The organism is Arsenicicoccus cauae, assembly GCF_009707125.1.
GTDB classification, from domain to species: Bacteria; Actinomycetota; Actinomycetes; order Actinomycetales; family Dermatophilaceae; genus Arsenicicoccus; species Arsenicicoccus cauae.
In genome coordinates this window covers 13,048-35,848 of the sequence record NZ_WLVL01000018.1, presented here as the reverse complement: position 1 = coordinate 35,848, position 22,801 = coordinate 13,048, and the positions used below count along the sequence as shown (strand labels likewise).

The window sequence follows — 22,801 nt, the reverse complement described above, 5'->3', positions numbered from 1 at the left end:
TGATGCTCCACGGCGTCCCGCGCGCCCTCACCCGACGCCTGCTCGCGGCCGTCATCGCGTCCGAGTCGGTCGTCGTCTTCTTCGGCGCGCTGGTCGCCATGTCGTTGGACCGCACCGAGGGCGGGTCGGGCACGACCTGGCTGGTCCTCGGCTCGATCCTCGCGGTGCTCTGCGTCGTCGACGCCGGGATGCTGCGCCGCCCGTGGGGCGTGACCCTCGGCTGGTTCCTGCACCTGGCGACGCTCGTGTCGGCGCTCGTGGTGCCGATGATGTTCTGGGTGTTCGTGATCTTCTGCGGCCTGTGGGTGGTCGCCCTCGTCCAGGGGCACAAGATCGACGACCTCGCGGACGAGGCGCGCCGCCGGCACGACGCCGAGAGCAGCACCGGCCCCTCCGCCACCTGAGCCCGTCCGCACTCGTGGCGCGTCGATGCCTCGGCCGCCGGGGGGCTCGGGCGGTCGATAGGGTGTGGCCATGACTGAGACCACCACCGAGCGCACCCTCGTCCTCGTCAAGCCGGACGGGTTCGAGCGCGGACTCACCGGCGAGGTGCTCCGCCGCATCGAGGCCAAGGGCTACACGCTGGCCCAGCTGCAGATCCTCACGCCCGACCGCGAGCGCCTGGCGCAGCACTACGCCGAGCACGAGGGCAAGCCGTTCTACGAGCCGCTGCTGGAGTTCATGTCCTCCGGCCCCGTCACCGCCGCTGTCGTCGAGGGCGACCGCTGCATCGAGGGCTTCCGGTCGCTGGCCGGCGCCACCGACCCGACCAAGGCCGCGCCCGGCACGATCCGCGGCGACCTCGGCCGCGACTGGGGCCCGGGCGTGCAGAAGAACATCGTCCACGGCTCGGACTCCGCGGAGTCCGCCGAGCGCGAGATCGGCATCTGGTTCGGGGGCCAGGGCGCCTGAGCGCGCTCTGGCCGGTCGACGACTCCGGGCCCGCGTGACAGCGTGATCAGCACGCGCGAGCGGTTGTCCGGGTCGGGGTCGCGTGGCACCAGCCCTTGTCGACCATCTTGTCGAGGCGGTGGGTCATGGAAGACGGCGAGCTGCGCGTCATACCAGCGGTCCAGCTGCTTGGCGAGGCGGTTGACCGCCGTGATGACCCGCTGGACCATGTCGTCGCCCCCGGCGGCGACATAGGCCTCGACGTCCGCGGTGTACTGCTCCGCGACCCGGCGCCGGCGCATCCCGGTGCGCTGCCGGACGCGGACTCTCGTGCGCTTGCAGGGATCGGGCCAGTATGCCGGACGGCCCGCCACCCTCGTGGGTGACGGGCCGTCAGCCGGGGCCGCTGCTCAGCAGCAGCGGCTGGTGGGGTGGCGCTCCTGGTCGGCGTACTTCTGCCGCCAGAAGTCCCGCTCCGTGGGGATCGGCGCACCGGGGTGGGTCCGACGCAGGTGGTCGACGTAGCGCTCGTAGGCGTCCGCGCCGGTCACGCCGCGCCAGTACCACCGGGCGGCGCTGAGGGTCTTGCCGAGCGTCTGCACGTGATGCCCTCCGTCAGTGGTGGACACCCTGGGGCGAGGGGTCGAGGCCGGCGGCCTTCCACTCAGCGTAGATCGCCTTCTCCGCAGGCGTCGGCAGGAAGCCCTTGGGGGCGAAGATCCGGGACGGGACGTCCGGCTCCTCGCTGGTGGGCAGCCCGCCAGCGCGCGACGCCTTGATCGCCATCCAGATGGTCGCGAGCACGACCAAGATCACGAGGACGGCGAACAGGACCGACAGCACCTCCTGGACGACGGTGTTGCGGATGACGGCCTCCATGTCGGCGGCCGACTTGGCGGGGGCGACGACCTTGCCGGCCTCGTGGGCCTTGACGTACTTGTCGTGGTTGGCCCAGTAGCCGATGGCCGGGGTGCTGCTGAAGATCTTCTGGTACGACGCCGAGAGCGTGACCGTGAGCAGCCAGACGAGCGGCAGGCCCGGGATCCACGCCCAGCGGAACAGGCCCATCTTCATCACGACGGTGAAGACCAGGCACAGGGCGATGCAGGCCAGCAGCTGGTTGGCGATGCCGAAGAGCGGGAACAGCGTGTTGATGCCGCCCAGCGGGTCGGTGACGCCCATGACGAGGATCGAGCCCCAGCCGAGCACGACGATCGCCGAGCACACCCACGCGCCGACGCGCCAGGAGGGGTCCTTGAACTTCGAGAGGCCGGGGATGTTGCCGATCGCGTCGGAGAACATGAACCGGGCGACGCGGGTGCCGGCGTCGATGGTGGTGAGGATGAACAACGCCTCGAACATCACGGCGAAGTGGTACCAGAAGGCCTTCATCCCGGCTCCGCCGAAGAAGGACATGACCTGCGACATCCCGAATGCCAGGGTTGGGGCGCCACCGGTGCGGGAGACGATGGACTTCTCCTGCACGTCGGCAGCCGCCTGCGCGATCTTGTCGGCGGTGGCGGGCTCGAGCGGCCCACCGCCGGGGGAGTGCAGCGGCAGGGAGTTGACCCAGGTCGCCGCGGTCTCGGGGGTGCCGCCGGTGACGCCCTTGGGGGCGTTCATGACGAAGTAGAGGTGCTGGTCGAGGATGCAGGCGGTGATGAGCGCCATGATCGCGACGAAGGACTCGGTCAGCATCCCGCCGTAGCCGATGATCCGGGCCTGGGACTCCTTCTCGATCAGCTTGGGCGTCGTGCCCGAGCTGATGAGCGCGTGGAAGCCCGAGATGGACCCGCAGGCAATGGTGATGAACAGGAACGGGAACAGGTTGCCGGCGAAGGCGGGCCCGGTCCCGGTGTGCGCGAACTGCGTCACCGCTGGCATCTGGATCTGCGGGGCGGTGAGGACGATGCCGAGGGCGAGCACGGCGATGGTGCCGACCTTCATGAACGTCGACAGGTAGTCGCGCGGTGCGAGCAGCAGCCAGACCGGCAGCACGGACGCCGCAAAGCCGTAGACGCACAGCCACAGCGCCAGCGCCCGTGGCGACAGCGTGAACAGCTCGGCGCCCCAGCTCGACTCGGCCACCCACGACCCGGAGACGACGGCCAGCAGCAGCAGCGCGACGCCGAGGATCGAGACCTCGTTGACCTTGCCCGGGCGCAGGAAGCGCAGGTAGACGCCCATGAACAGCGCGATCGGGATCGTCATCGCGATGGAGAAGACGCCCCAGGGCGACTCGGCGAGCGCGCCGATGACGACGATGCCGAGCACGGCGATGAGGATGATCATGATCGAGAGCACGCCGAGGATGGCGGCCCAGCCGCCGACCTGACCAAGCTCGTCGCGGGCCATCTGGCCGAGCGAGCGCCCCCGGCGGCGGATCGAGATGTGCAGGACCATGTAGTCCTGGACCGCGCCGGCGAAGATGACGCCGAGGATGATCCACAGCGTGCCGGGCAGGTAGCCCATCTGGGAGGCGAGCACGGGGCCGACGAGGGGGCCGGCGCCGGCGATGGCCGCGAAGTGGTGGCCGAACAGCACGCGGCGGTCGGTCGGCATGAAGTCCTTGCCGTTGCTGAGCTCCTCGGCGGGCGTGGCGCGGGTGTCGCGCGGCCGCAGCACCTTGTACTCGATGAGGCGGGCGTAGAACGTGAGCGCAATGACATAGCTGCCCACGGCCGCGAGCACGAACCAGACGGCATTGACGTGCTCGCCGCGCACCACGGCCAGCATGACCCAGCCGATGGCGGCGGCCAGGGCGATGAGGGCGAGGACGCCCTTCTTGACGGGCGTCGGGCTGAATGGTTCCTCGACCGCCACGGGGGGCAGGTCGGGATCGTTCCGCACGGCGCGGACGCGGTCGTCGTTGACGGTCATCCGGGTCTCCTGTCTTTCTCGATGTGCTCCGGCTGCCCTGCAGGGAGGTAGGGGGAGGGGGTGGGCGGCGGACGCCCCATGGTGACGCTAGCGACCCGGTGCGGGGCGCAGGGAGGACCATGCGGGTCACCGGGCCCAATGGTGGTGGATCGTTATGCGCCGCGAGGCAGGACGACGCCTTCGACGGAATGGGTAGGGTAGGGCCCATGGCTGACTTCGATGTGGTGGTCCTGGGCGCCGGCCCGGGTGGGTATGTCGCGGCGATCCGAGCCTCCCAGCTCGGCAAGAAGGTCGCGGTCGTCGAGAAGAAGTACTGGGGCGGAGTCTGCCTCAACGTCGGGTGCATCCCCTCCAAGGCGCTGCTGAAGAACGCCGAGCTGGCGCACACCCTGACCCACGACAAGAAGAAGTACGGCATCGAGGGCGACGCCACCATGTCCTACGGCCCGACCCACGCGCGCAGCCGCCAGGTCTCCGCGGGCATCGTCAAGGGTGTCCACTTCCTGATGAAGAAGAACAAGATCACCGAGATCGACGGCTGGGGCACCCTCACCGGCGCGAGGTCCATGGACGTCGCGGTCGAGGGCGGCGAGACCAGGAGCATCACCTTCGACAACCTGATCATCGCGGCCGGTGCCGTGACCCGGATGCTCCCGGGCGTCGAGGTCTCCCAGAACGTCGTGACCTACGAGGAGCAGATCCTCGACGACGGGCTCCCCGGCTCGATCATCATCGCCGGGTCCGGCGCCATCGGCGTCGAGTTCGCCTACGTCATGAAGAACTTCGGCGTCGACGTGACCATCGTGGAGTTCCTGGACCGTATGGTCCCGACCGAGGACGCGGACGTGTCCAAGGAGCTGCTCAAGCACTACAAGAAGCTCGGCGTGAAGGTCATGCTGGGCACCAAGGTCGAGTCCGTCGAGGACACCGGCTCCGGCGTCAAGGTCACGGTCAGCCCCGCCAAGGGCGGCGACCAGCAGGTGCTGGAGGCCGACAAGCTCCTCTCCGCGATCGGCTTCGCCCCCCGCACCGAGGGCTACGGCCTGGAGGCGGCCGGCGTGAGGCTCACCGAGCGCGGTGCCATCGAGATCGACGACTACATGCGTACCAACGTCGACGGCGTCTACGCCATCGGCGACGTCACCGCCAAGCTGATGCTCGCGCACGTGGCCGAGGCGCAGGGCATCGTGGCCGCCGAGACCATCGCCGGCGCCGAGACCATGCCGATCGACTACCGCTTCATCCCGCGGGCGACCTACTGCCACCCGCAGATCGGCTCGATGGGGCTGTCCGAGCAGCAGGCCAAGGACGCCGGCCACGAGGTCAAGACCGCGTCGTTCCCGTTCTCGGCCAACGGCAAGGCGATGGGCCTCGGCGACGGCGTCGGCTTCGTCAAGATCGTCGCGGACGCCAAGTACAACGAGATCCTCGGCGCCCACATGATCGGCCCGGACGTGACCGAGCTGCTCCCCGCCCTCAACGCGGCGCAGACCTGGGACCTCACCGCCGACGAGGTCTCCCGGGTGGTCTTTGCCCACCCCACCCTGGGCGAGGCGGTCAAGGAGGCCCTGCACGGCATCGCGGGACACATGATCAACCTGTGACGGTCCGCCCTCACGGGCCGGATGCCGTATGCCGGAAGGCGGGTCGCCCCATCGCGGGCACCCGCCTTCCGGCATACGGGACCCGCCACGCTCACCGAGGTGAGGGGGCCCGGCTCAGGCGGTGCGTCCGCCGTCGGCGTCGCGGGCCTGCGGCGGGAGGGGCCGGACGGCGTCGACGAGGTGCTCGACCGGGACGGGACGCGCGAACAGGTAGCCCTGCATCGCCGAGCAGCCGAGGTCGAGCAGGACCTGGCGCTGCTGCTCCTGCTCCACGCCCTCGGCGAGGGGCTCACGTCCGATGGAGCGGCACAGCTGGACGATCGAGGCGATGAAGCGGCGGGCGCCGGGGTCGGTGCTGATGTCGGTGAGGAAGGACCGGTCGAGCTTGACCACCTCGACGGGCAGCTGGCGGAGGTACTCCAAGGAGGAGTAGCCCGTCCCGAAGTCGTCCAGCCACAGCGAGACGCCCACCTCGCTCAGCGCGGTGCCGATGCACACGGAGGCCGCGAGGTCCAGGGTGGCGAAGGTCTCGGTCACCTCGAGGATGAGCAGCTCGGGCGGGAAGCCGATGTCCTCGAGGATCTGCCGGACGTCGTCGACGAAGGTCGGCTGGGCGATGTGGACGGTCGAGATGTTGACGGTCACGCGGAGGGGGCGGTCGGGTCGGTTGGCGCGGTTCCAGGCGTTGACCTGCAGGCAGGCACGGCGCATCACCCACAGGCCGATCGTCGAGATGAGCCCGGACTCCTCGGCGTAGGGGACGAACTCGCCGGGGCTCATCTGCACGACCCCCTCGCGCTCCCACCGCAGGAGGGCCTCAACGGCGAAGGCCTCGCCGCTCGCTGCGTCGACGATCGGCTGGTAGTGGAGGGTGAACTCGCCGTGATGCATGGCCGCGCGCAGCTCGGCGTCGAGCCGCAGCAGGCGCCGCGCCTCGAGCACGATCTCCTGCGTGGCCATGGTGACGGTGCCGCGGCCGGACTTCTTGGCCCGCGTCAGCGCCGCGTCGGCCGCCGACAGGGCGTTGGCGCGGGTGGTCGGCTGACACACGTGGTGCACGCCGATGGAGCAGGTCACGTTGACGACGTTCTGGTCGAGGGTGAACGGCTCGGAGATCGCGTGCTGGAGCACCTGAGCCCGTCGGACGGCCTCGCCCGGCTCGGCGGCGTCCGAGAGGATGACGAACTCGTCCCCGGCCATGCGGGCCAGGACGTCCTCGGGGGCGCAGTGCTCGGTCAGCCGACGGGCGACGGCGACGAGGAGGTGGTCGCCGACGGTGTGGCCGTAGGTGTCGTTGATGGCCTTGAAGGTGTCCAGGTCGAGGGACATGAGCACGAGGGGCGCCCCGCGACCGGCCGCCGGGAGGCGCTCGTCGAGGGCGTCCCAGAGGCGGTGGCGGTTGCCGAGCCCGGTCAACGCATCACGGGTGGCCCGCCACCGCAGCTCGCGCTCGAACTCCAGGGAGCGCCTGACCTCGGCCGCGGTGTCGACGAGGGCGGCGGAGGCCTGGCGGGTGGGGCCGGGCAGCACAGCGCGGCCCGGCGCGAGCGCGATGTACTGGTCCTCGCCGATCCGATAGGCCTCCTGGCCGCGGCTGGGCTGCTCGGTGACGACCCAGTCGTGGGTCTGCCACAGGGTGGCGAGCTCCTCGGCGAGCACGTGCGGCACGTCGTCCACCTCGGTCTGGCTGCGGAGGCGCTCGCTGGCGGTGTAGAGCTGCTCGGCGATCCACCGCTGGTTGGCCGAGCGTCCCTGGACGGACAGGTGCACGAGCACGATGGCGAGCAGGGCGTGGCCGAGCAGGGCGCCCAGCGGGGTGCCCTGGGCCCCCAGCGCGACGGAGCACGACGCGAGCCCGATGGCCATGAGCTGCGGCACGACCCGGGTGACCGAGCTGGTGAGGGTCGGGGCGTGCTCGCGCTTGCCGTCCAGCACGCAGCCGATCCAGACGGCGACCTCGCTGAGGGCGTACTGCGTGAGGACCCCGGCGAGCGCGGCGACCACCACCGGCCAGGCCATCTGGTGCGGCGCAGCGCCGCCGGTGAGGTGGTAGGCGCCGGTCGCGGCGGCGCTGGAGATCGCGGCGATGCCGACGTTGAAGGTCGTGTCGAGGGGGGTGAGGCGCCAGCGCAGGCAGGTCCACAGGGTGACGGCGACGGTGGCCACGACGTAGCCCCAGTGCGGGGCGACCGCGAGCAGGGGAGTGGTGAGCAGGGCCTCGGGGAGGTCCCCGACCAGGGTCCCCGGCACGCGCACGCCGCGCAGGATCAGCGTGGTCACGACCACCAGGACGACCACGCACCCCGCCACGTAGACCGTGGACGTCGGGAGCACCTGGCCGGGGAATCGCACCGTCAGCGCCAGCGAGGCGGCCCCCGCGAGGGCTGCCAGGACGGAGTAGACGCGGTAGGCCGGGGTGTTGGCCCATGGCGGCGGAGGCGAGTGCCCGGCCTCCGGCGGCGCAGGCACCGAGCGGTCACCGACGGCGCCGTGCGTCACCTCGGGGATCGCGCTGCTCATGGGTGGCCTGTCGATACGGGTCGGAGCCGGACTGGTGGGGCTGGTGGGACGTGTGCCGGGTGTTCCCGGCGCCTCCCGATTCATCCCCGTGCGGGTCGAAAGTAACTATAGACATCACTGAGCGTACTTGATGGGCTACACGCTGCACGGGGACGGGCCCGTGTAGGGCGTGGACGGCCGTGCCGGCGACATCGGCGCGATTAGGGCCTCCTGTGCCCGGCTGATAGCCTTGGACCTTGCCGTGGACCGGCCGCGGATCAAGAGCGCCCTCGGGATGAGCCCGGGGGCACCGCGCTGCTAGGAGAAGGAGTCGCGCCATGCCGTTGGAGGCAGACGTCAAGAAGAAGATCATGACCGAGTACGCCACGCACGAGGGCGACACCGGCTCTCCCGAGGTGCAGATCGCGATGCTGACGCAGCGCATCAAGGACCTCACCGAGCACTCCCGGGCCCACAAGCACGACCACCACTCCCGTCGTGGTCTGCTGCTGCTCGTCGGCCGTCGCAAGCGCATGCTGCGCTACCTCGAGGCCACCGACATCGAGCGCTACCGTGCGCTGATCAAGCGTCTGGGTCTGCGTCGATAACTCTCGTCGTGCACCGGAGGGAGCGGCTCCTGAGTGATCAGGGGACCGCTCCCTCCGGCGTACCTGCGAGCTGACAACTTCATAGCCCGTAGTGTGAGTGGCGGCGTCTGACGCCGCTCACGCACAGATGGAGACACGCTGCCGCACAACGACGATGTGGTCAGCGACTAAGCGAAGACAAGGAGGACCCATGGAGGGTCCAGACATCACGTTCACCGAGGCCACGATCGACAACGGCCCCTTCGGTACCCGCACGATCCGGTTCGAGACCGGCCGCCTCGCCAAGCAGGCCGCCGGGTCCGTGACCGCCTACCTCGACGACGAGACCACGCTGCTGTCGACCACGGTCGCGGGCAAGTCCCCCAAGGACCAGTTCGACTTCTTCCCCCTCACCGTGGACGTCGAGGAGCGCATGTATGCCGCGGGCCGCATCCCCGGCTCGTTCTTCCGCCGCGAGGGTCGCCCCGGCACCGACGCGATCCTCACCTGCCGCCTGATCGACCGGCCGCTGCGCCCGACCTTCAAGAAGGGGCTGCGCAACGAGGTCCAGGTCGTCATCACCGTCCTGTCGATCCACCCCGACCACCGGTACGACGTCCTCGCCATCAACGCGGCGTCCGCGTCCACGCAGATCTCCGGGCTGCCCTTCTCCGGGCCGATCGGTGGCGTCCGCGTCTCCCTGATCGACGGCCAGTGGGTCGCCTTCCCCAACTTCAGCGACAGCGAGCGCTCGGTCTTCGACATGGTGGTGGCCGGCCGCAAGGTCACCACCAAGGACGGCCAGGACGACGTCGCCATCATGATGGTCGAGGCCGAGTCCACCGACAGCACCTGGGACCTGGTCAAGAACGAGGGCAAGCAGGCGCCGACCGAGGAGGTCGTCGCCGAGGGTCTCGAGGCCGCCAAGAAGTTCATCGCCGTCCTGTGCACCGCGCAGGAGGAGCTGGCCGCGCAGGCCGCCAAGCCGGTCCAGGAGTTCCCGATCTTCCTCGACTACGAGGACGACGCCTACGAGGCCGTCGCGCAGGCCGCCGAGGGCGAGCTCAAGGACCTCCTCGCGATCGCCGGCAAGCAGGAGCGCGAGGACAAGCTCGACGCCCTCAAGGAGCGTCTCAAGGCCGAGCTGGGCGCCGCGCACCAGCCGCTGAACGGGCGGGACAAGGAGATCTCGGCGGCCTACCGCGCCGTGCAGAAGAAGCTCGTCCGCGAGCGCATCCTGCGCGACAAGGTTCGCATCGACGGCCGCGGGCTCGCTGACATCCGGGCCCTGTCCGCCGAGGTCGAGGTGCTGCCCCGCGTGCACGGTTCCGCGATCTTCGAGCGCGGCGAGACCCAGATCATGGGCGTGACCACGCTCAACATGCTCCGCATGGAGCAGCAGATCGACTCGCTGTCGCCGGTGACGCGCAAGCGCTACATGCACAACTACAACTTCCCGCCGTTCTCCACCGGCGAGACCGGCCGCGTGGGCTCGCCCAAGCGGCGCGAGATCGGTCACGGCGCCCTCGCGGAGCGCGCTCTCATGCCGGTCCTGCCGACCCGCGAGGAGTTCCCCTACGCGATCCGTCAGGTCTCCGAGGCGCTGGGCTCCAACGGCTCCACCTCGATGGGCTCGGTCTGCGCGTCCACCCTCTCGCTGCTCAACGCCGGCGTGCCGCTGCGCGCCGCGGTCGCGGGCATCGCGATGGGTCTGGTCTCCGCCGAGATCGACGGCGAGACGCAGTACGCCGCGCTCACCGACATCCTCGGCGCCGAGGACGCCTTCGGCGACATGGACTTCAAGGTCGCCGGCACCAAGGAGTTCGTCACGGCGATCCAGCTCGACACCAAGCTCGACGGCATCCCCGCCTCCGTGCTCCGTGGCGCCCTCACCCAGGCTCGCGACGCCCGCCTGCACATCCTGGACGTCATGGCCGAGGCCATCGACGTGCCGGACGAGATGAGCCCGCACGCGCCGCGCGTCATCGCCGTCCAGGTCCCGGTCGACAAGATCGGCGAGGTCATCGGGCCCAAGGGCAAGATGATCAACCAGATCCAGGAGGAGACCGGCGCCGACATCTCCATCGAGGACGACGGCACCGTCTACATTGGCGCGACCGACGGTCCCTCGGCCGAGGCGGCCCGCGCGGCCGTCAACGCCATCGCCAACCCGCAGATGCCCGAGGTCGGCGAGCGCTTCCTGGGGACGGTCGTCAAGACCACGACCTTCGGCGCCTTCGTGTCGCTGCTGCCCGGCAAGGACGGCCTGCTGCACATCTCCGAGGTGCGCAAGCTCGTCGGCGGCAAGCGCATCGATGCGGTCGAGGACGTCCTCGGCGTGGGCCAGAAGGTCCAGGTCGAGCTCAAGGAGATCGACCCCCGCGGCAAGCTCTCGCTGGCCGCTGTCCTGACCGAGGAGCAGGAGGCCGCCAACGCCGCTGCCGCGGAGGAGGCCAGGGCCTCCCGCCCGGAGCGCGGTGACCGTGGTGGTGAGCGCAGCGACCGTGGTAGCGAGCGCAGCGACCGTGGTGACCGCAACGGTGACCGCGGGCCCCGCCGCGAGCGCTCCGGGGAGCGCGGCGAGGGCGACGGCGACCGCCGCCCGCGCTCGCGCACCCGTCGCCGTCGCAGCGACGTCGAGGAGGGCCAGGGCACGCCAGAGGCGGACCGCCTCGCCGACTCCAGCGACACGGGCAACGAGGCCACGCCGTCCTCCGAGGACGCCTGAGCCGCAGCCTGAGCGTCCGGCTCAGCAGGGAGGGCCGGTCACCCCGCACAGGGTGACCGGCCCTCCGGCATACGTGCTCACCGGACCGAAGCGCACCGGACCGGCCGGGGACGGGGGTTGGGGACAGCACCCCGGTGGGTATGCCGACCGTCATGAACGCACAGGACCCCACCCAGCAGATCCCGCCCCTCGACGAGCCGCCACTGGAGGAGGCTCCGCCTGCCGCCGAGGAGGTGCCCGCGAACGCCGAACGTGGCCAGCGGGGTCCGTCCTCCGACCAGACCGGGACCGAGCAGGTCGGTGTGGACCCCGCCCGGGCCGGGTCGCCCGCAGGTGACCCGACCGTCGCGCGCGAAGGGTTCGCCGCCCAGGGCAACCAGCAGGCGTCGGGCAACCAGCAGGCCTCCGGCAAGCAACAGGCCTCCGGCGACGGCGAGATGCTGGGCGCCGGCACCGGCCCGACCGACGGCCCGGTCAAGGACCCCGACGACTGGGTGACGGGTGACCAGCCGGCCACCGACGCCCAGAAGTCCTACCTGGACTCCTTGGCGCGCCAGGCGGGAGAGCAGATCCCCGCCGACCTGACCAAGGCCGAGGCCTCGGAGCACATCGACCGGCTCCAGGCGGCGACCGGGCGCGACCAGCAGGGCCAGCAGGACCAGCAGGGCTGATCCAGGGCGGCGCGGCGGCGGGCGGCGCACGGCTGCTCGCCGCAGCGTCGACCACACCAGGAGCTCCCGCGCGATCCGGGGCAGAATGTCTGCGACGGAGGGAGCGTGGATGTCGTTCGTGGACAAGGTGGATCGGTTCCAGCGGCGCCACCGCGGGGTCGGCTTCCCGCTCGCGGTGCTCTACAAGTTCTTCGACGACCAGGGGCCCTACCTCGGAGCGCTGATCACCTATTACGGCTTCCTGTCGTCCTTCCCGCTGCTCCTGCTCCTGTCCTCGGTCCTCGGCTTCGTCCTGCAGGACCGTCCCGAGCTCGAGCAGCGCCTGCTCGAGTCGGCCCTCAGCCAGTTCCCGGTCATCGGCACCCAGCTGAGCACGCAGGGGCTGCAAGGGGACTGGAAGGCCATCGCGATCGGTCTGCTGGTGGCGTTGTACGGCGCCCTCGGCGTGGGGCAGGCGCTGCAGAACGCCCTCAACGTGTGCTGGGCGGTGCCGCGCAACCAGCGCCCCAACCCCTTCGTCTCGCGCGGCCGGTCCCTGCTGCTCATCGTGACGGCGGGGTTGTTCCTCATCGTCACCACCGTGATCTCCGGCATCGGCAGCTCGGCCTCGGCGTATGGCCTGGACCTCGGCACCGCGGGTGCCTACCTGCTCACCGTGCTCGCCGTGGTGCTCAACGCCGGGATCTTCCTGCTGATCTTTCGCATCGCGACGGCGCACCCGATGCGGTGGCGCCGCTCCATCCCCGGCGCCCTGGCAGCGGCGGCGTGGTGGCAGACGCTGCAGACGGTCGGCACGGCGTACGTGTCCTTCGTGGTCAAGGGATCGAGCGACGCATACGGCGTCTTCGCCCTGGTCCTCGGCCTCATGGGGTGGGGCTTCCTGGCGGCCTGCGGCGTGGTCATGGCCATCGAGCTCAACGTCGTCCTTGCCAAGCACCTGTGGCCGCGGGCCCTGCTCACGGTGTTCACCGACGACGTCGAGCTGACCGAGGCCGACAAGAAGTACTACGAGGGACTCGTCAACGCCAACCGGCTCAAGGGTTTCCAGCAGGTCGACGTGTCCTTCGAGCGGTCGCTCAAGGACATGGAGGACGAGTACTACGGTTCCGAGTAGCCCCGCCCCGGGCGTCGACCGGCTGACTGCCGCGCGCCACGGCCCACGTCCAGGGATCGGGGCCACTTCTGGTGGCTATGCCCACCAGGAGTGGCCCCGATCCGTCAGCGGCAGCCCGGGACGCGCTCGGCCAGCACCTCGAGGACGTGGCGGTAGGGGCGGCCCGTGGCGCGGGACATGCCCAGCTCGCAGGCCCGGTTGGCGGAGACGTAGGCGTCGAAGGCGCGCCCGTCCAGCTCATGGGCCTCCAGCCGGGTGGCGGACGCCGTCAGCTCGGGGTGGAGCATGCCGCGGTCGCCGGCGAAGCCGCAGCAGCCCCAGTCGACGGGCACCACGACCTCGCGCGCCGCGGCCTGGGCGCAGGCCACCAGGTCGTCCACCACGCCGAGGTGCACGGTCGAGCAGGTCGGGTGCACGGCCACGGTGCCGAGGGGCTCGCCGACCTCGACGTGAGGCAGGACCTCGCGGGCGACATACGTCACGGCGTCGATCACCCGCACCCGACCCCACCGCTCGGCATCCTCCTCCGGAAGGTGGTGCGCGAGGTCGGCCAGGCCGTGGGTGCACGACGCGGCGTCGCACACGACGGGCAGCCGCCCCTGCTCCGTGGCGCGCCACAGCGCCCGGAAGACCTTGCGGGACATGGCATCTGCTCCCTGCGTGAGGCCCTTGGAGACCCAGGGGGTGCCGCAGCACAGGCCCTGCAGCTCGTCGGGCACTACCGCCTCCAGCCCGGCGCGGCGGGTCAGGGCGAAGAACGCGTCGACCACCCCCGCGCCGGTCGAGTCCGCGGAGGGGGCGAAGAGCGACCCGAGGCAGGAGGAGAAGTAGACGAACGCCGCGCCCGTCGGGTGCTGGGGGGCCGGGCGGCGCGGTCCGCGGCCCGGCAGGTCGTCGCCGACCAGCGGCACCACGTCCGGCGAGATCACCCGCCGCAGAGCGCTGGTCGCGCCAGTCTTGAGCGACCCGGGCACCGTGTCGGCGACCGCCAAGGCCGTGCGCAACATCGTCATGGTGGTGCCCCAGCCCTCGGCCAGCCGTATGCCGGCCCGCTGGGTCCTCGCCGAGTGGCGGTCGGCGCGGAGGGACTTCATGAACAGGCCGGTGTCGATGCCGACCGGGCACGCCTTGACGCACAGCGAGTCCACCGCGCAGGTGTCCACGGCCTCGTAGTCGTAGGCCGCGCGGAGCTCCGCGGCCTGGTCCTCGGGGAGCCGGCCGAGGTCGCGCAGGAGCGTGATGCGGCGCCGCGGCGTGGTGGTGAGATCCCGTGAGGGGCAGACGGGCTCGCAGTAGCCGCACTCCACGCAGCGGTCCACCGCCGGGTCGACGGCGGGCATCGTCTTGAGGTGCCGCAGGTGAGCGCCGGGGTCGTCGTCGAGCAGAGTCCCGGGGTTGAGCACCCCGGACGGGTCGGCGAGGCGCTTGACCTCCTGCATCACGGCGTAGAGCTCGTCCCCGAACTGCCGGCGCACGTAGGGCGCCATGATCCGCCCGGTGCCGTGCTCGGCCTTGAGGGTGCCCTCGTGCCCGAGCACCAGAGACACCATCTCCTCGGTGAACGCCTCATAGGTCTCGAGCGCGGCCGGGTCGTCCAGGCGCGGGTTGATCATGAAGTGCAGGTTGCCGTCCTTGGCGTGACCGAAGGTGACGGCGTCGTCGTAGCCGTGGCGCCGGAAGGACTCCGTCAGGTCCGCGACCGTGGCGCTGAGCGAGGCCAGCGGGACGGCGATGTCCTCGAGCAGGTTGGTCGTGCCCTGCGGCCGGGCCCCGGCCACCGAGGTGTAGAGCCCCTTGCGCAGGTGCCACAGGTCCGCCCGCTCGCGCGCGTCGCGGGTGAAGGTGGCGCGGTGAGGGAGGCCGAGGGAGGCGACGACGTCGTCGAGCTCGCCGATGCGGCGGTCGAGCTCCGCGCTGTCGTCGGTGGTCGCCTCGACGAGCAGGGCCGCGTGCCGGTCGACGTCGAGGCCGGCCAGCTCGGGGCTCGCCTCGCGGTAGCGCTGCACGACGCGCAGCGACGCGGCGTCGAGCAGCTCGAGGGCCTTGGCGCCGGCCCCGACGAGATCACCGAGGGCGTCGGTGGCCTGGCCGATCTCGTCGACCACGAGCAGGGCGGTGGCGGCATAGGGGCTGATGGGCACGGTGCGGAAGGTGACCTCGGCCACCCAGCCCAGGGTCCCCTCGGACCCGACGACCAGGTGCTCGAGGATGCGCACCGGCTCGTCGAAGTCGACGAACGCGTTGACGCCGTAGCCCATGGTGTTCTTCATCGAGTACTGGTGCGCGATGCGCGCCGTCGAGTCCGGGTCGGCGCGCACCCGGTCGCGCAGCCCGGCGAGCCCCTCCCACAGCTCCGGCTCGGCGCGGCGGAGGAACTCGTCGGCGTCCGGGAGGCTGGTGTCGACGACGGTGCCGCTCGGCAGGACCAGGACCAGGGAGTCGAGGGTGCGATAGGTGTTGAGCTCGGTGCCGCACTGCATGCCCGAGGAGTTGTTGGCCACGACCCCGCCCACGGTGCAGGCGATCTCGCTGGCCGGGTCCGGCCCCAGACGTCGCCGGTAGCGGGCCAGGTGGGCGTTGACCGAGCGCAGCGTGGCGCCAGGCCGGCAGCGGACGCGCTCGCCCCCGTCGAGCACCTCGACGCCACGGAAGTGGGTGCGCGTGTCGAGCAGGATGCCGTCGGAGAGCGCCTGCCCGGACAGGCTGGTCCCGCCAGATCGGAAGGTCACGGGGACGCCGTCCGCCCGGGCCGCCGCGAGGGTGCGGGCGACGTCATCGACGGTGCGCGCGGTCACCACGGCCTGCGGCGTGAGCAGGTAGTGGGACGCGTCGTGGGCCTTGGACACCCGGTCCACCAGGCGGCGGGAGGTGATGGTGCCGACGCTGCGATCCAGTGCGCTGGTCGTGACGGTCATGCGAGCGACCTCCTCGTCGTTGGGGTCCTGCCACTCTATGCCGCGGTATGCCGCTCGCCCCGGCCACGGCGCGCTTGGTCGCTCGCGGCGCGCCGCCGCACCGGCGCCTAGGGTGGACGGCGTGAGCGACATCATCAAGGTCTCTGTCATCGGCGCCTCCGGGCGCATGGGCTCCACCGTCTGCGACGCGGTCGACGCGGCCGAGGGCCTCGAGCTTGTCGGGCGCTTCGACGTGGGGGACGAGCTGGGCGACCTGGCCGGCGCGGACGTGGTCGTGGAGTTCTCGGTGCCGGACGCGTCGCCGGCCAACGTCGCGCACTGCGTCGCGCAGGGAGTCCACGTGGTCGTGGGGACGACCGGCTGGACCGAGCCGCGATTGCAGACGCTGCGCAACCAGGTGGCGGCGGCCCCCGAGGGGACCGGTGTGCTCATCGCCCCCAACTTCGCCATCGGCGCGATCCTCATGATGACCTTCGCCGAGCAGGCGGCCCGCTTCTACGAGTCCGTCGAGGTCATCGAGCTGCACCACCCTCGCAAGGTCGACGCACCGTCCGGCACGGCCGCCCGCACCGCCGACCTGATCGGGGCCGCCCGGTCCGAGACCGGCCTGGGCGACGTGCCGGACGCGACTGAGCACGACCCCGACGGCGCCCGGGGTGCCCGCGTGCACGGCGTCCCCGTCCACTCGGTCCGGCTGCGCGGGCTGGTCGCGCACCAGGAGGTGCTCTTCGGTGCCGAGGGAGAGCAGCTGACGATCCGGCACGACTCCTTCGACCGGGTCTCGTTCATGCCCGGGGTGGTCGAGGGCGTGCGGCGCGTGGCGGAGCACCCCGGCGTGACGGTGGGGCTCGAGCACTACCTCGGGCTCTGACGGGCGGGGCCGGCATACGGCACGGGGCCCGCACCCGCCGCTGACCCAGGGGTGCGCCCCTGGGTCAGTCGGCGAGGATCACGTGCAGCGTCCGGGGGCCGTGGACGCCCTCCACGCGGGACAGCTCGATGTCGCTGGTGGCACTCGGCCCGCTGATCCAGGTGAGCGGGCGACCTGTGCGGGCCACACCGGCGAGCCGGGCCACCGCCTCGGGGACGTCCGACACGACCTGGTCGGCCCGCACGACGCACACGTGCACGTCAGGCACCAGCGAGAGGGCGCGACGACCCTGGTCGGGGCCGTGGTCCAGCACGATCGTGCCCGTCTCGGCCACCCCCACGGACGCCCCCGTGACCACGGCGTCGACCGCGTTGAGCTGGGCGGCCGTGAGGTCCGCGTCCTCGAGGAGCGACAGCCCGGCGCCCGCGATGGTGGCGCGCCACCCCTCGTCGAGCCCGTCGGGGAGCACGACCGTGTCGACACCGTGGCTCTGCAGGGCCGCCGTCACGCGGGCCCCGACGTCGTCCGGGGCGCACCGCTCCACCACGGCCCGGTAGTCCTCGACCCGCTCGACGAACCGACCAAGCAGGTCGTCCACCGGTGTGGGGCGGGCGTACTCCCAGGCGACGGGGACGTCCGCCTCGGGCGTGGAGCGCGGCACGTCCGCCAGCGCGGCCCGGACCCGTCCGAGGATCTGCTCCCGACTCATCGCTGCTCTGCCTCGGGCTGCTCGGTGCTGCCGTGCGCGCGCTGGTCGGACGCCCGGTGCGCCTCGGTGGACGCGTCGTGCCGAGGACCGGCAGGCCCGCCATGCCCCGGCGTGCCGGGACGATCTGCGCGCTCGCGGGCCCACCAGTCGCGGAAGGACTCCGTGGGCAGCATCTGCACGTCGCGCGCGTTCGTCCACTTCGACGCCGGCCACGGCAGCGTCCCGAAGTGGTCGAACCGCGACCCCAGCAGGCGCCCCGCCAGGCCGGAGCCCTTCATGGCGGCACCCCAGCGCCGGTGGTCGGCCATCATCCACGAGGTGGCGCGCATCACCCCCGCCTCGGAGTGCGGCATCCGGTCGGCCTTCTTCGCCTCGACGACCTTGCCGCGCATGTGGACGAGCATCCTGGGGATGTCGATGCGCACCGGGCACACGTCGAAGCACGCCCCGCAGAGGGATGAGGCGTAGGGGAGCGAGCGGTCGACCGCGGAGGCGGTGCCGCGCAGCTGCGGCGTCAGCACGGCACCGATCGGCCCGGGGTAGACCGAGCCGTAGGCGTGGCCCCCGACCTTCTCGTAGACCGGGCACACGTTGAGGCACGCAGAGCACCGGATGCAGCGCAGCGCGGTGCGGCCGAAGTCGTCGGCGAGCACCTTGGTGCGGCCGTTGTCGAGCAGGACCACGTGCATCTGCTGCGGCCCGTCACCGGGCGTCGGACCCGTCCACAACGAGGTGTACGGGTTCATCCGCTCGGCGGTGGAGGACCGGGGGAGCAGCTGCAGGAAGACCTCGAGGTCGGCAAAGGTCGGCACGACCTTCTCGATCCCGACCACCGAGATCAGCGTCTCGGGGAGGGTCAGGCACATGCGACCGTTGCCCTCGGACTCGACGACGCACAGCGTGCCGGTCTCGGCCACCGCGAAGTTCGCCCCCGAGATCGCCACCGAGGCGCGCAGGAACTTCTCGCGCAGGTGCAGGCGGGCGGCCCCTGCGAGGTGCGCGGGCTCGGCGTCCAGGTCGTCCGGCGCGGGGCGGCCGTAGTCGCCCATCTCGTCGAGGAAGATCTCGCGGACCTCGGCGCGGTTGCGGTGGATCGCCGGGACCAGGAAGTGCGAGGGTCGGTCGTGGCCCAGCTGCACGATGAGCTCGGCCAGGTCGGTCTCCCACGCGGCGATGCCCGCGGCCTCGAGGGCCTCGTTCATCTCGATCTCCTGGGTGGCCATCGACTTGACCTTGACCACCTCCGGGGGGACCTCGCGCCCCGTGGGGTCCACCTGGCGCGGCTGGTCGCGCAGCGCGTCCCGCACCAGGCCCACGATGATCCGGTTGGCCTCCTCGGCGTCGCTCGCCCAGTGGACGGTCGTGCCGGCCCGGGTGAGGGACTCCTCGAGCTGCAGCAGGTAGTGGTCGAGGTGCCGCAGGGTGCGGTCCTTGATCTCCTCGCCGGCCACCCGCATCTGCTCCCAGTCGGGCCGCTCGGCCACCACGCGGGCGCGCTTGTCGCGGATGGTGGTCATGGCGTGGTGGAGGTTCTTGCGCTGCACGGGGTTCGCCAGCTCACGGCGCGCGGCGGCCGGGAAGGGCGGCGAGTCGGCGAGCTCCCCCGAGGGCGGCGCGGGGGTGAGGCGGTGGGCGGGCTGGGTCATACGGGCTCCTCCATGGTCTCCTCGGTGCTGGCGAGCACCTCGGCCAGATGGATGGTGCGGATGCCGGTGCGCTGGCGGGCGAGCACGCCGCCGATGCTCATCAGGCAGCTGTTGTCTCCGGCCACGACGTACTCCGCGTCGGTGTCGGCGATGTGGCGGGCCTTGTCGGCGGTCATGGCGACCGAGACGTCGGAGTTCTTGAGCGCGAAGGTCCCGCCGAAGCCGCAGCAGCGGTCCGCGTCCGGCAGCTCGACCAGGTCGATGCCGCGGACCGCGCGCAGCAGCTGGTAGGGGCGGTCCCCGACCTTGGTGATACGCAGCGAGTGGCAGGTCGGGTGGTAGGTCACCCGGTGCGGGAAGTAGGCCCCCACGTCGGTGACCCCGAGGACGTCCACGAGCAGCTCGGGCAGGTCGTAGGTCTTGGCCACGACGTCGGCGACCCGCCGCTGGAGCTCGGTGCTGCCCGACCGCTCCGCCAGCATCGGGTGCTGCTCGCGGACGGACCCGATGCAGGACCCCGACGGTCCCACCACGTAGTCGAAGCGCTCGAACGCGGCGAGGTAGGTCCGGACCGTCGGCAGGGCCTCGTCGAGGTAGCCCGTGTTGGTGAACATCTGCCCGCAGCAGGTCTGCTCGGGCGGGAACGCGACCTCGCAGCCCAACCGCTCCAGGAGCCGCACGACGGCCTGGGGGGTGCCGGGATACATGGTGTCGTTGACGCAGGTGGCGAACAACGCGACGGTCTTGCCCTCACCGGGGCGCTCGGGGCTCATGGCAGCATCCAAGCAAGAACGGGCGTGGATTGCAGGCCGACGAGCAGGCAGAGCACGACGAGTAGGCCGAGGCTCCACCAGATCACGCGGCGCAGGATCTCGGACTCGCGCCCGAGCAGACCGACGGCCGTGGCCGCGATCGTGAGGTTCTGCGGGCTGACCATCTTGCCCACGACGCCGCCGGAGGTGTTGGCGGCGACGAGCAGCGTGGGGTCGATGCCGGCGTGCTTGGCGGCGGTCTGCTGCAGGGTCGCGAAGAGCGCGTTGGCGCTGGTGTCCGAGCCGGTGACGGCGGTGCCGAGCCAGCCGAGGACGGGGGAGAAGAACGCGAACGCCGCACCCGTCCCGGCGATCCAGGTGCCGATCGTGATCGTCTGCCCAGACAGGTTCATGACGTACGCCAGCGACAGCACCGAGGCGATGGTGAGGATCGAGAAGCGCAGCTTGTGGGCGGTCTCGGTGAGCTGCCGGGCGGTGTCGCGGGCGCTCACCCGGTAGACGAGGGCGATGATCACCGTGCTGATCAGCAGCATGGTGCCGGGGCTGGAGAGCCACTGGAAGGTGTAGACCGTGGAGCCGTTGACCTTGCCCGCGGCGTTGAGGACGTGCCCGTCGAGGCCGGGCCAGCGGACCTTGACGTCGGTCGAGGCGAGCCAGGCCTTGATCGGGGAGACCAGCTTGGACAACGAGAAGATCACGATGACGAGCAGGTAGGGGAACAACGCCATGGCGATGCGGGAAGGCGCCAGGTGGGTCGCGGCGGGCGCGTCGGACGAGCTGGGCAGCTGGGCGCGCTGCTCTTCGGTCATGCCCGCGCGCTCCTCGCGCTTCTCCTCGCTCATGCGCTCCAGGGCGGCGTCGCGGCCCTCGGGCTGCCAGAGGCGAAGCATCACGACGGCCGCGGCGAGCCCGACCAGGGACGCGATGATGTCCGTCAGCTCGACCGACACCCAGGTCGCGGAGATCCACTGGGCCACGGCGAACGCCACGCCGGTGACGAGCGCGATCGGCCAGGTCTGGCGCAGGCCGCGTCGCCCGTCGGCCAGGAAGACGAGGAACAGCGGGACGAACATCGCAAGGACCGGGGTCTGGTGCCCGACGTAGGCGCCGATCTCGGTGTACGGGATCTTGGTGAGGTTGCCCGCGGTGATGATCGGGATGGCGATGGCGCCGAAGGCGACGGGTGCGGTGTTGGCCAGCAGCACGACGGTGGCGGCGCGCAGGGCGGAGAAACCGACGGCCATGAGCATGACGCCGGTGATGGCCACGGGAGCCCCGAAGCCCGCGAGGGCCTCCAGCAGCCCCCCGAAGCAGAAGGCGATCAAGATGGCCTGCACCCGCGGGTCGTCGCTGATGATGTTGAACACCGCGCGCAGGTCCTCGAACCGACCGCTCACCACGGTGACCTGGTAGAGCACGATCGCGGTGAACACGATCCAGACGATGGGGAAGAGGCCGAACACCGCGCCCTCGGTGGCGGACAGCAGGGCCAGCCCGACCGGCATCTTGAAGGCCAGCACGGCCACGACCAGGGAGACGGCGAGGGCGGTGAGGCCGGCCACGTGGGCCTTCCAGCGCAGGGCGCCGAGGGTCACGAAGATCGTGGCGAGGGGCAGGAGGGCCACGAGGGCCGACAGCAGGAGGCTGCCTCCGACGGGGTCCAGGTCGGGGCGGAAGGTCATGGGAACTCCATCGTTCTCAGGTCGGTCACGCGGTCGACCGACGCCTCCGGTCAGACCATTGAAGCCACTATGGAGTGCGGTCAGACCAACTGCAAGACCCGGGACCGCGTGATCGATCCAGCCGGTTGTCGCAATAGCGCGCATGGAGGGCTACGAGTCCGTAGTCCACCACGTCGAGTCCGGCATCCTGGCCGGCTCCCAGCGCGTGGGCGCCCAGCTCAACGCGCCGGACACCGACTTCCACGTCGAGCTGGCGGAGGTGGGGCGCCACCGGCTGATGGCCGACATGACCGTCGCCGTCCGCGAGTCGCTGCGCCGGCCCATCCTCGACGCGGAGCGGTCGCTCGGCGACTGGGCCGGGTTCGGTGGCCAGCCGCAGGAGCACCTCGAGGCGATCTACGAGTCCGTGGTCGCCGGGGACGGCCAACGGGCGGCAGACCTGGTGGAGTCCCACATCCGGGCGGCGTACGCGATCCTCCGATCGTGCTCGCCCGTCGGTGGGTCGTGCTAGGTGAGCGCGGCGGTGAGGCGGATCTCCCGCAGGAGGTCCTGGTCGCCCGGTCCCACGACGCGGTCGCGGTAGGCGCTGTCCGGCGCGAAGCCCCCCGCCTCGAGGAAGGCCCGTGTCGTGACGTCCTCGGCCGGGACCCAGGCGTAGGCGTGCGCGAAACCCCCGTCGCGGAGCAGGTCGACCGCCGCGTTGAGCAGGCGGGAGCCGTGGCCCTGACGGCGCGCGTCCGGGTGGACGCCCAGCGTGATGATCTCGCCGTCGCCGTCCTCGGCGTCCGGGTCCTCGCACGGTCCGATGGCCGCGTAGCCCAGCACCTGGGGGCCGGCGCAGGACACGACCAGCACGTGGCGCGGGGACGGCGGCTGCTCCAGCGAGGCGCGCCAGGCGCGGGCGAAGGGCAGCGGCTCGAATCCCTCGAGCACCTCGGCGGGGATGAGCCCCGCGAAGGCCTGGCGCCATACGGCCGACTGGACCGTGCCCACCGCCGGGGCGTCGTTGACGCGAGCCTGACGGACGCTGGCGTCGGCGGTGGGGCCGGCGGCGCCCTCGTGCTCGTGCTGGTGGTCGTGCTCGTGCCGGTGGTCGCGCTCGTGCTGGTGGTCGTGGTCGCTCACCGACCGATCCTCTCAGACCGACCTGCGAGCTACCGGCCGGTAGCGTGACGGACGACACCTCACCGGCCTCGGGCGCCTTTGCAGGCGCTGACGCGGGCGAGGATAC

General features: G+C 71.3%; 18 protein-coding genes. 9 read left to right on the top strand and 9 right to left on the bottom strand.

Features of this window, described 5'->3' with window-relative positions; all coding sequences use genetic code 11:
• Positions 1-2 precede the first annotated feature (2 nt).
• Together GGG17_RS04425 and ndk are read left to right on the top strand one after the other, a co-directional pair.
• The gene (locus GGG17_RS04425; RefSeq protein ID WP_154592577.1) at positions 3-404 is read left to right on the top strand and encodes a DUF4233 domain-containing protein; all 402 of its coding nucleotides are present in this window, start codon (positions 3-5) and stop codon (positions 402-404) included.
• A gap of 70 nt (positions 405-474) precedes the next feature.
• Positions 475-912, top strand: a complete 438-nt coding sequence (gene ndk / locus GGG17_RS04420) for a nucleoside-diphosphate kinase (RefSeq protein ID WP_154592576.1) — start codon at positions 475-477, stop codon at positions 910-912.
• A gap of 389 nt (positions 913-1,301) precedes the next feature.
• Here ndk and GGG17_RS04415 read toward each other — a convergent pair whose 3' ends face one another.
• Together GGG17_RS04415 and GGG17_RS04410 are read right to left on the bottom strand one after the other, a co-directional pair.
• Positions 1,302-1,493 carry a YbdD/YjiX family protein gene (locus GGG17_RS04415; RefSeq protein ID WP_288797910.1) on the bottom strand — a complete coding sequence of 64 codons (192 nt, stop codon included), beginning with the start codon at positions 1,491-1,493 and terminating at the stop codon, positions 1,302-1,304.
• A 13-nt stretch (positions 1,494-1,506) separates the two neighbouring features.
• Positions 1,507-3,771: a carbon starvation CstA family protein gene (locus tag GGG17_RS04410; protein WP_154592574.1), complete on the bottom strand. Its 2,265-nt coding sequence runs from the start codon at positions 3,769-3,771 to the stop codon at positions 1,507-1,509.
• A gap of 206 nt (positions 3,772-3,977) precedes the next feature.
• Here GGG17_RS04410 and lpdA point away from each other — a divergent pair, with 206 nt between their 5' ends.
• On the top strand, positions 3,978-5,375 hold the full coding sequence (gene lpdA, locus GGG17_RS04405; protein ID WP_154592573.1) for a dihydrolipoyl dehydrogenase: 1,398 nt from the start codon (positions 3,978-3,980) through the stop codon (positions 5,373-5,375).
• 114 nt (positions 5,376-5,489) lie between these two features.
• Here the strand turns inward: lpdA and GGG17_RS04400 are convergent, their stop codons facing one another.
• On the bottom strand, positions 5,490-7,895 hold the full coding sequence (locus tag GGG17_RS04400) for a putative bifunctional diguanylate cyclase/phosphodiesterase (RefSeq protein WP_195849114.1): 2,406 nt from the start codon (positions 7,893-7,895) through the stop codon (positions 5,490-5,492).
• A 317-nt stretch (positions 7,896-8,212) separates the two neighbouring features.
• Here GGG17_RS04400 and rpsO point away from each other — a divergent pair, with 317 nt between their 5' ends.
• The 4 genes from rpsO (at position 8,213) to GGG17_RS04380 (ending at position 12,974) form a co-directional block, all read left to right on the top strand.
• Positions 8,213-8,482, top strand: a complete 270-nt coding sequence (gene rpsO / locus GGG17_RS04395; RefSeq protein ID WP_154592571.1) for a 30S ribosomal protein S15 — start codon at positions 8,213-8,215, stop codon at positions 8,480-8,482.
• Between the two features lie 190 nt (positions 8,483-8,672).
• A complete protein-coding gene (locus GGG17_RS04390) occupies positions 8,673-11,189 on the top strand; it encodes a polyribonucleotide nucleotidyltransferase (protein ID WP_154592570.1) in 2,517 nt (838 codons plus the stop codon).
• A gap of 152 nt (positions 11,190-11,341) precedes the next feature.
• Entirely contained in the window at positions 11,342-11,860 is a 519-nt protein-coding gene (locus GGG17_RS17320) for a DUF3072 domain-containing protein (protein WP_375804500.1), read from the top strand.
• Between the two features lie 109 nt (positions 11,861-11,969).
• Complete coding sequence (locus tag GGG17_RS04380; RefSeq protein ID WP_154592569.1) at positions 11,970-12,974, top strand: YihY/virulence factor BrkB family protein; 1,005 nt, start codon at positions 11,970-11,972, stop codon at positions 12,972-12,974.
• Between the two features lie 104 nt (positions 12,975-13,078).
• Here the strand turns inward: GGG17_RS04380 and GGG17_RS04375 are convergent, their stop codons facing one another.
• Entirely contained in the window at positions 13,079-15,889 is a 2,811-nt protein-coding gene (locus GGG17_RS04375; RefSeq protein ID WP_154592568.1) for an FAD-binding and (Fe-S)-binding domain-containing protein, read from the bottom strand.
• A 121-nt stretch (positions 15,890-16,010) separates the two neighbouring features.
• Here GGG17_RS04375 and dapB point away from each other — a divergent pair, with 121 nt between their 5' ends.
• Complete coding sequence (gene dapB / locus GGG17_RS04370; RefSeq protein ID WP_311966412.1) at positions 16,011-16,760, top strand: 4-hydroxy-tetrahydrodipicolinate reductase; 750 nt, start codon at positions 16,011-16,013, stop codon at positions 16,758-16,760.
• 64 nt (positions 16,761-16,824) lie between these two features.
• Here dapB and GGG17_RS04365 read toward each other — a convergent pair whose 3' ends face one another.
• Genes GGG17_RS04365 through GGG17_RS04350 form a run of 4 tightly spaced genes read right to left on the bottom strand, consistent with a single transcriptional unit; the run spans position 16,825 to position 21,570 of the window.
• Positions 16,825-17,469, bottom strand: a complete 645-nt coding sequence (locus GGG17_RS04365; RefSeq protein WP_154592567.1) for a LutC/YkgG family protein — start codon at positions 17,467-17,469, stop codon at positions 16,825-16,827.
• On the bottom strand, positions 17,466-19,115 hold the full coding sequence (locus GGG17_RS04360; RefSeq protein ID WP_082176893.1) for a lactate utilization protein B: 1,650 nt from the start codon (positions 19,113-19,115) through the stop codon (positions 17,466-17,468). Before GGG17_RS04360 ends, GGG17_RS04365 begins: the two co-directional genes overlap by 4 nt.
• On the bottom strand, positions 19,112-19,888 hold the full coding sequence (locus GGG17_RS04355; protein ID WP_154592566.1) for a (Fe-S)-binding protein: 777 nt from the start codon (positions 19,886-19,888) through the stop codon (positions 19,112-19,114). Before GGG17_RS04355 ends, GGG17_RS04360 begins: the two co-directional genes overlap by 4 nt.
• On the bottom strand, positions 19,885-21,570 hold the full coding sequence (locus GGG17_RS04350) for an L-lactate permease (RefSeq protein ID WP_154592565.1): 1,686 nt from the start codon (positions 21,568-21,570) through the stop codon (positions 19,885-19,887). Before GGG17_RS04350 ends, GGG17_RS04355 begins: the two co-directional genes overlap by 4 nt.
• A gap of 142 nt (positions 21,571-21,712) precedes the next feature.
• Between GGG17_RS04350 and GGG17_RS04345 the strand changes: the two genes are divergently transcribed.
• Positions 21,713-22,081, top strand: a complete 369-nt coding sequence (locus tag GGG17_RS04345; RefSeq protein ID WP_154592564.1) for an FCD domain-containing protein — start codon at positions 21,713-21,715, stop codon at positions 22,079-22,081.
• On the opposite strand, the gene GGG17_RS04340 is transcribed toward GGG17_RS04345, so the two are convergent.
• A complete protein-coding gene (locus GGG17_RS04340; protein ID WP_311966411.1) occupies positions 22,078-22,695 on the bottom strand; it encodes a GNAT family N-acetyltransferase in 618 nt (205 codons plus the stop codon). The two genes, GGG17_RS04345 and GGG17_RS04340, sit on opposite strands and share 4 nt — an antisense overlap.
• Between the last annotated feature and the right edge of the window lie 106 nt (positions 22,696-22,801).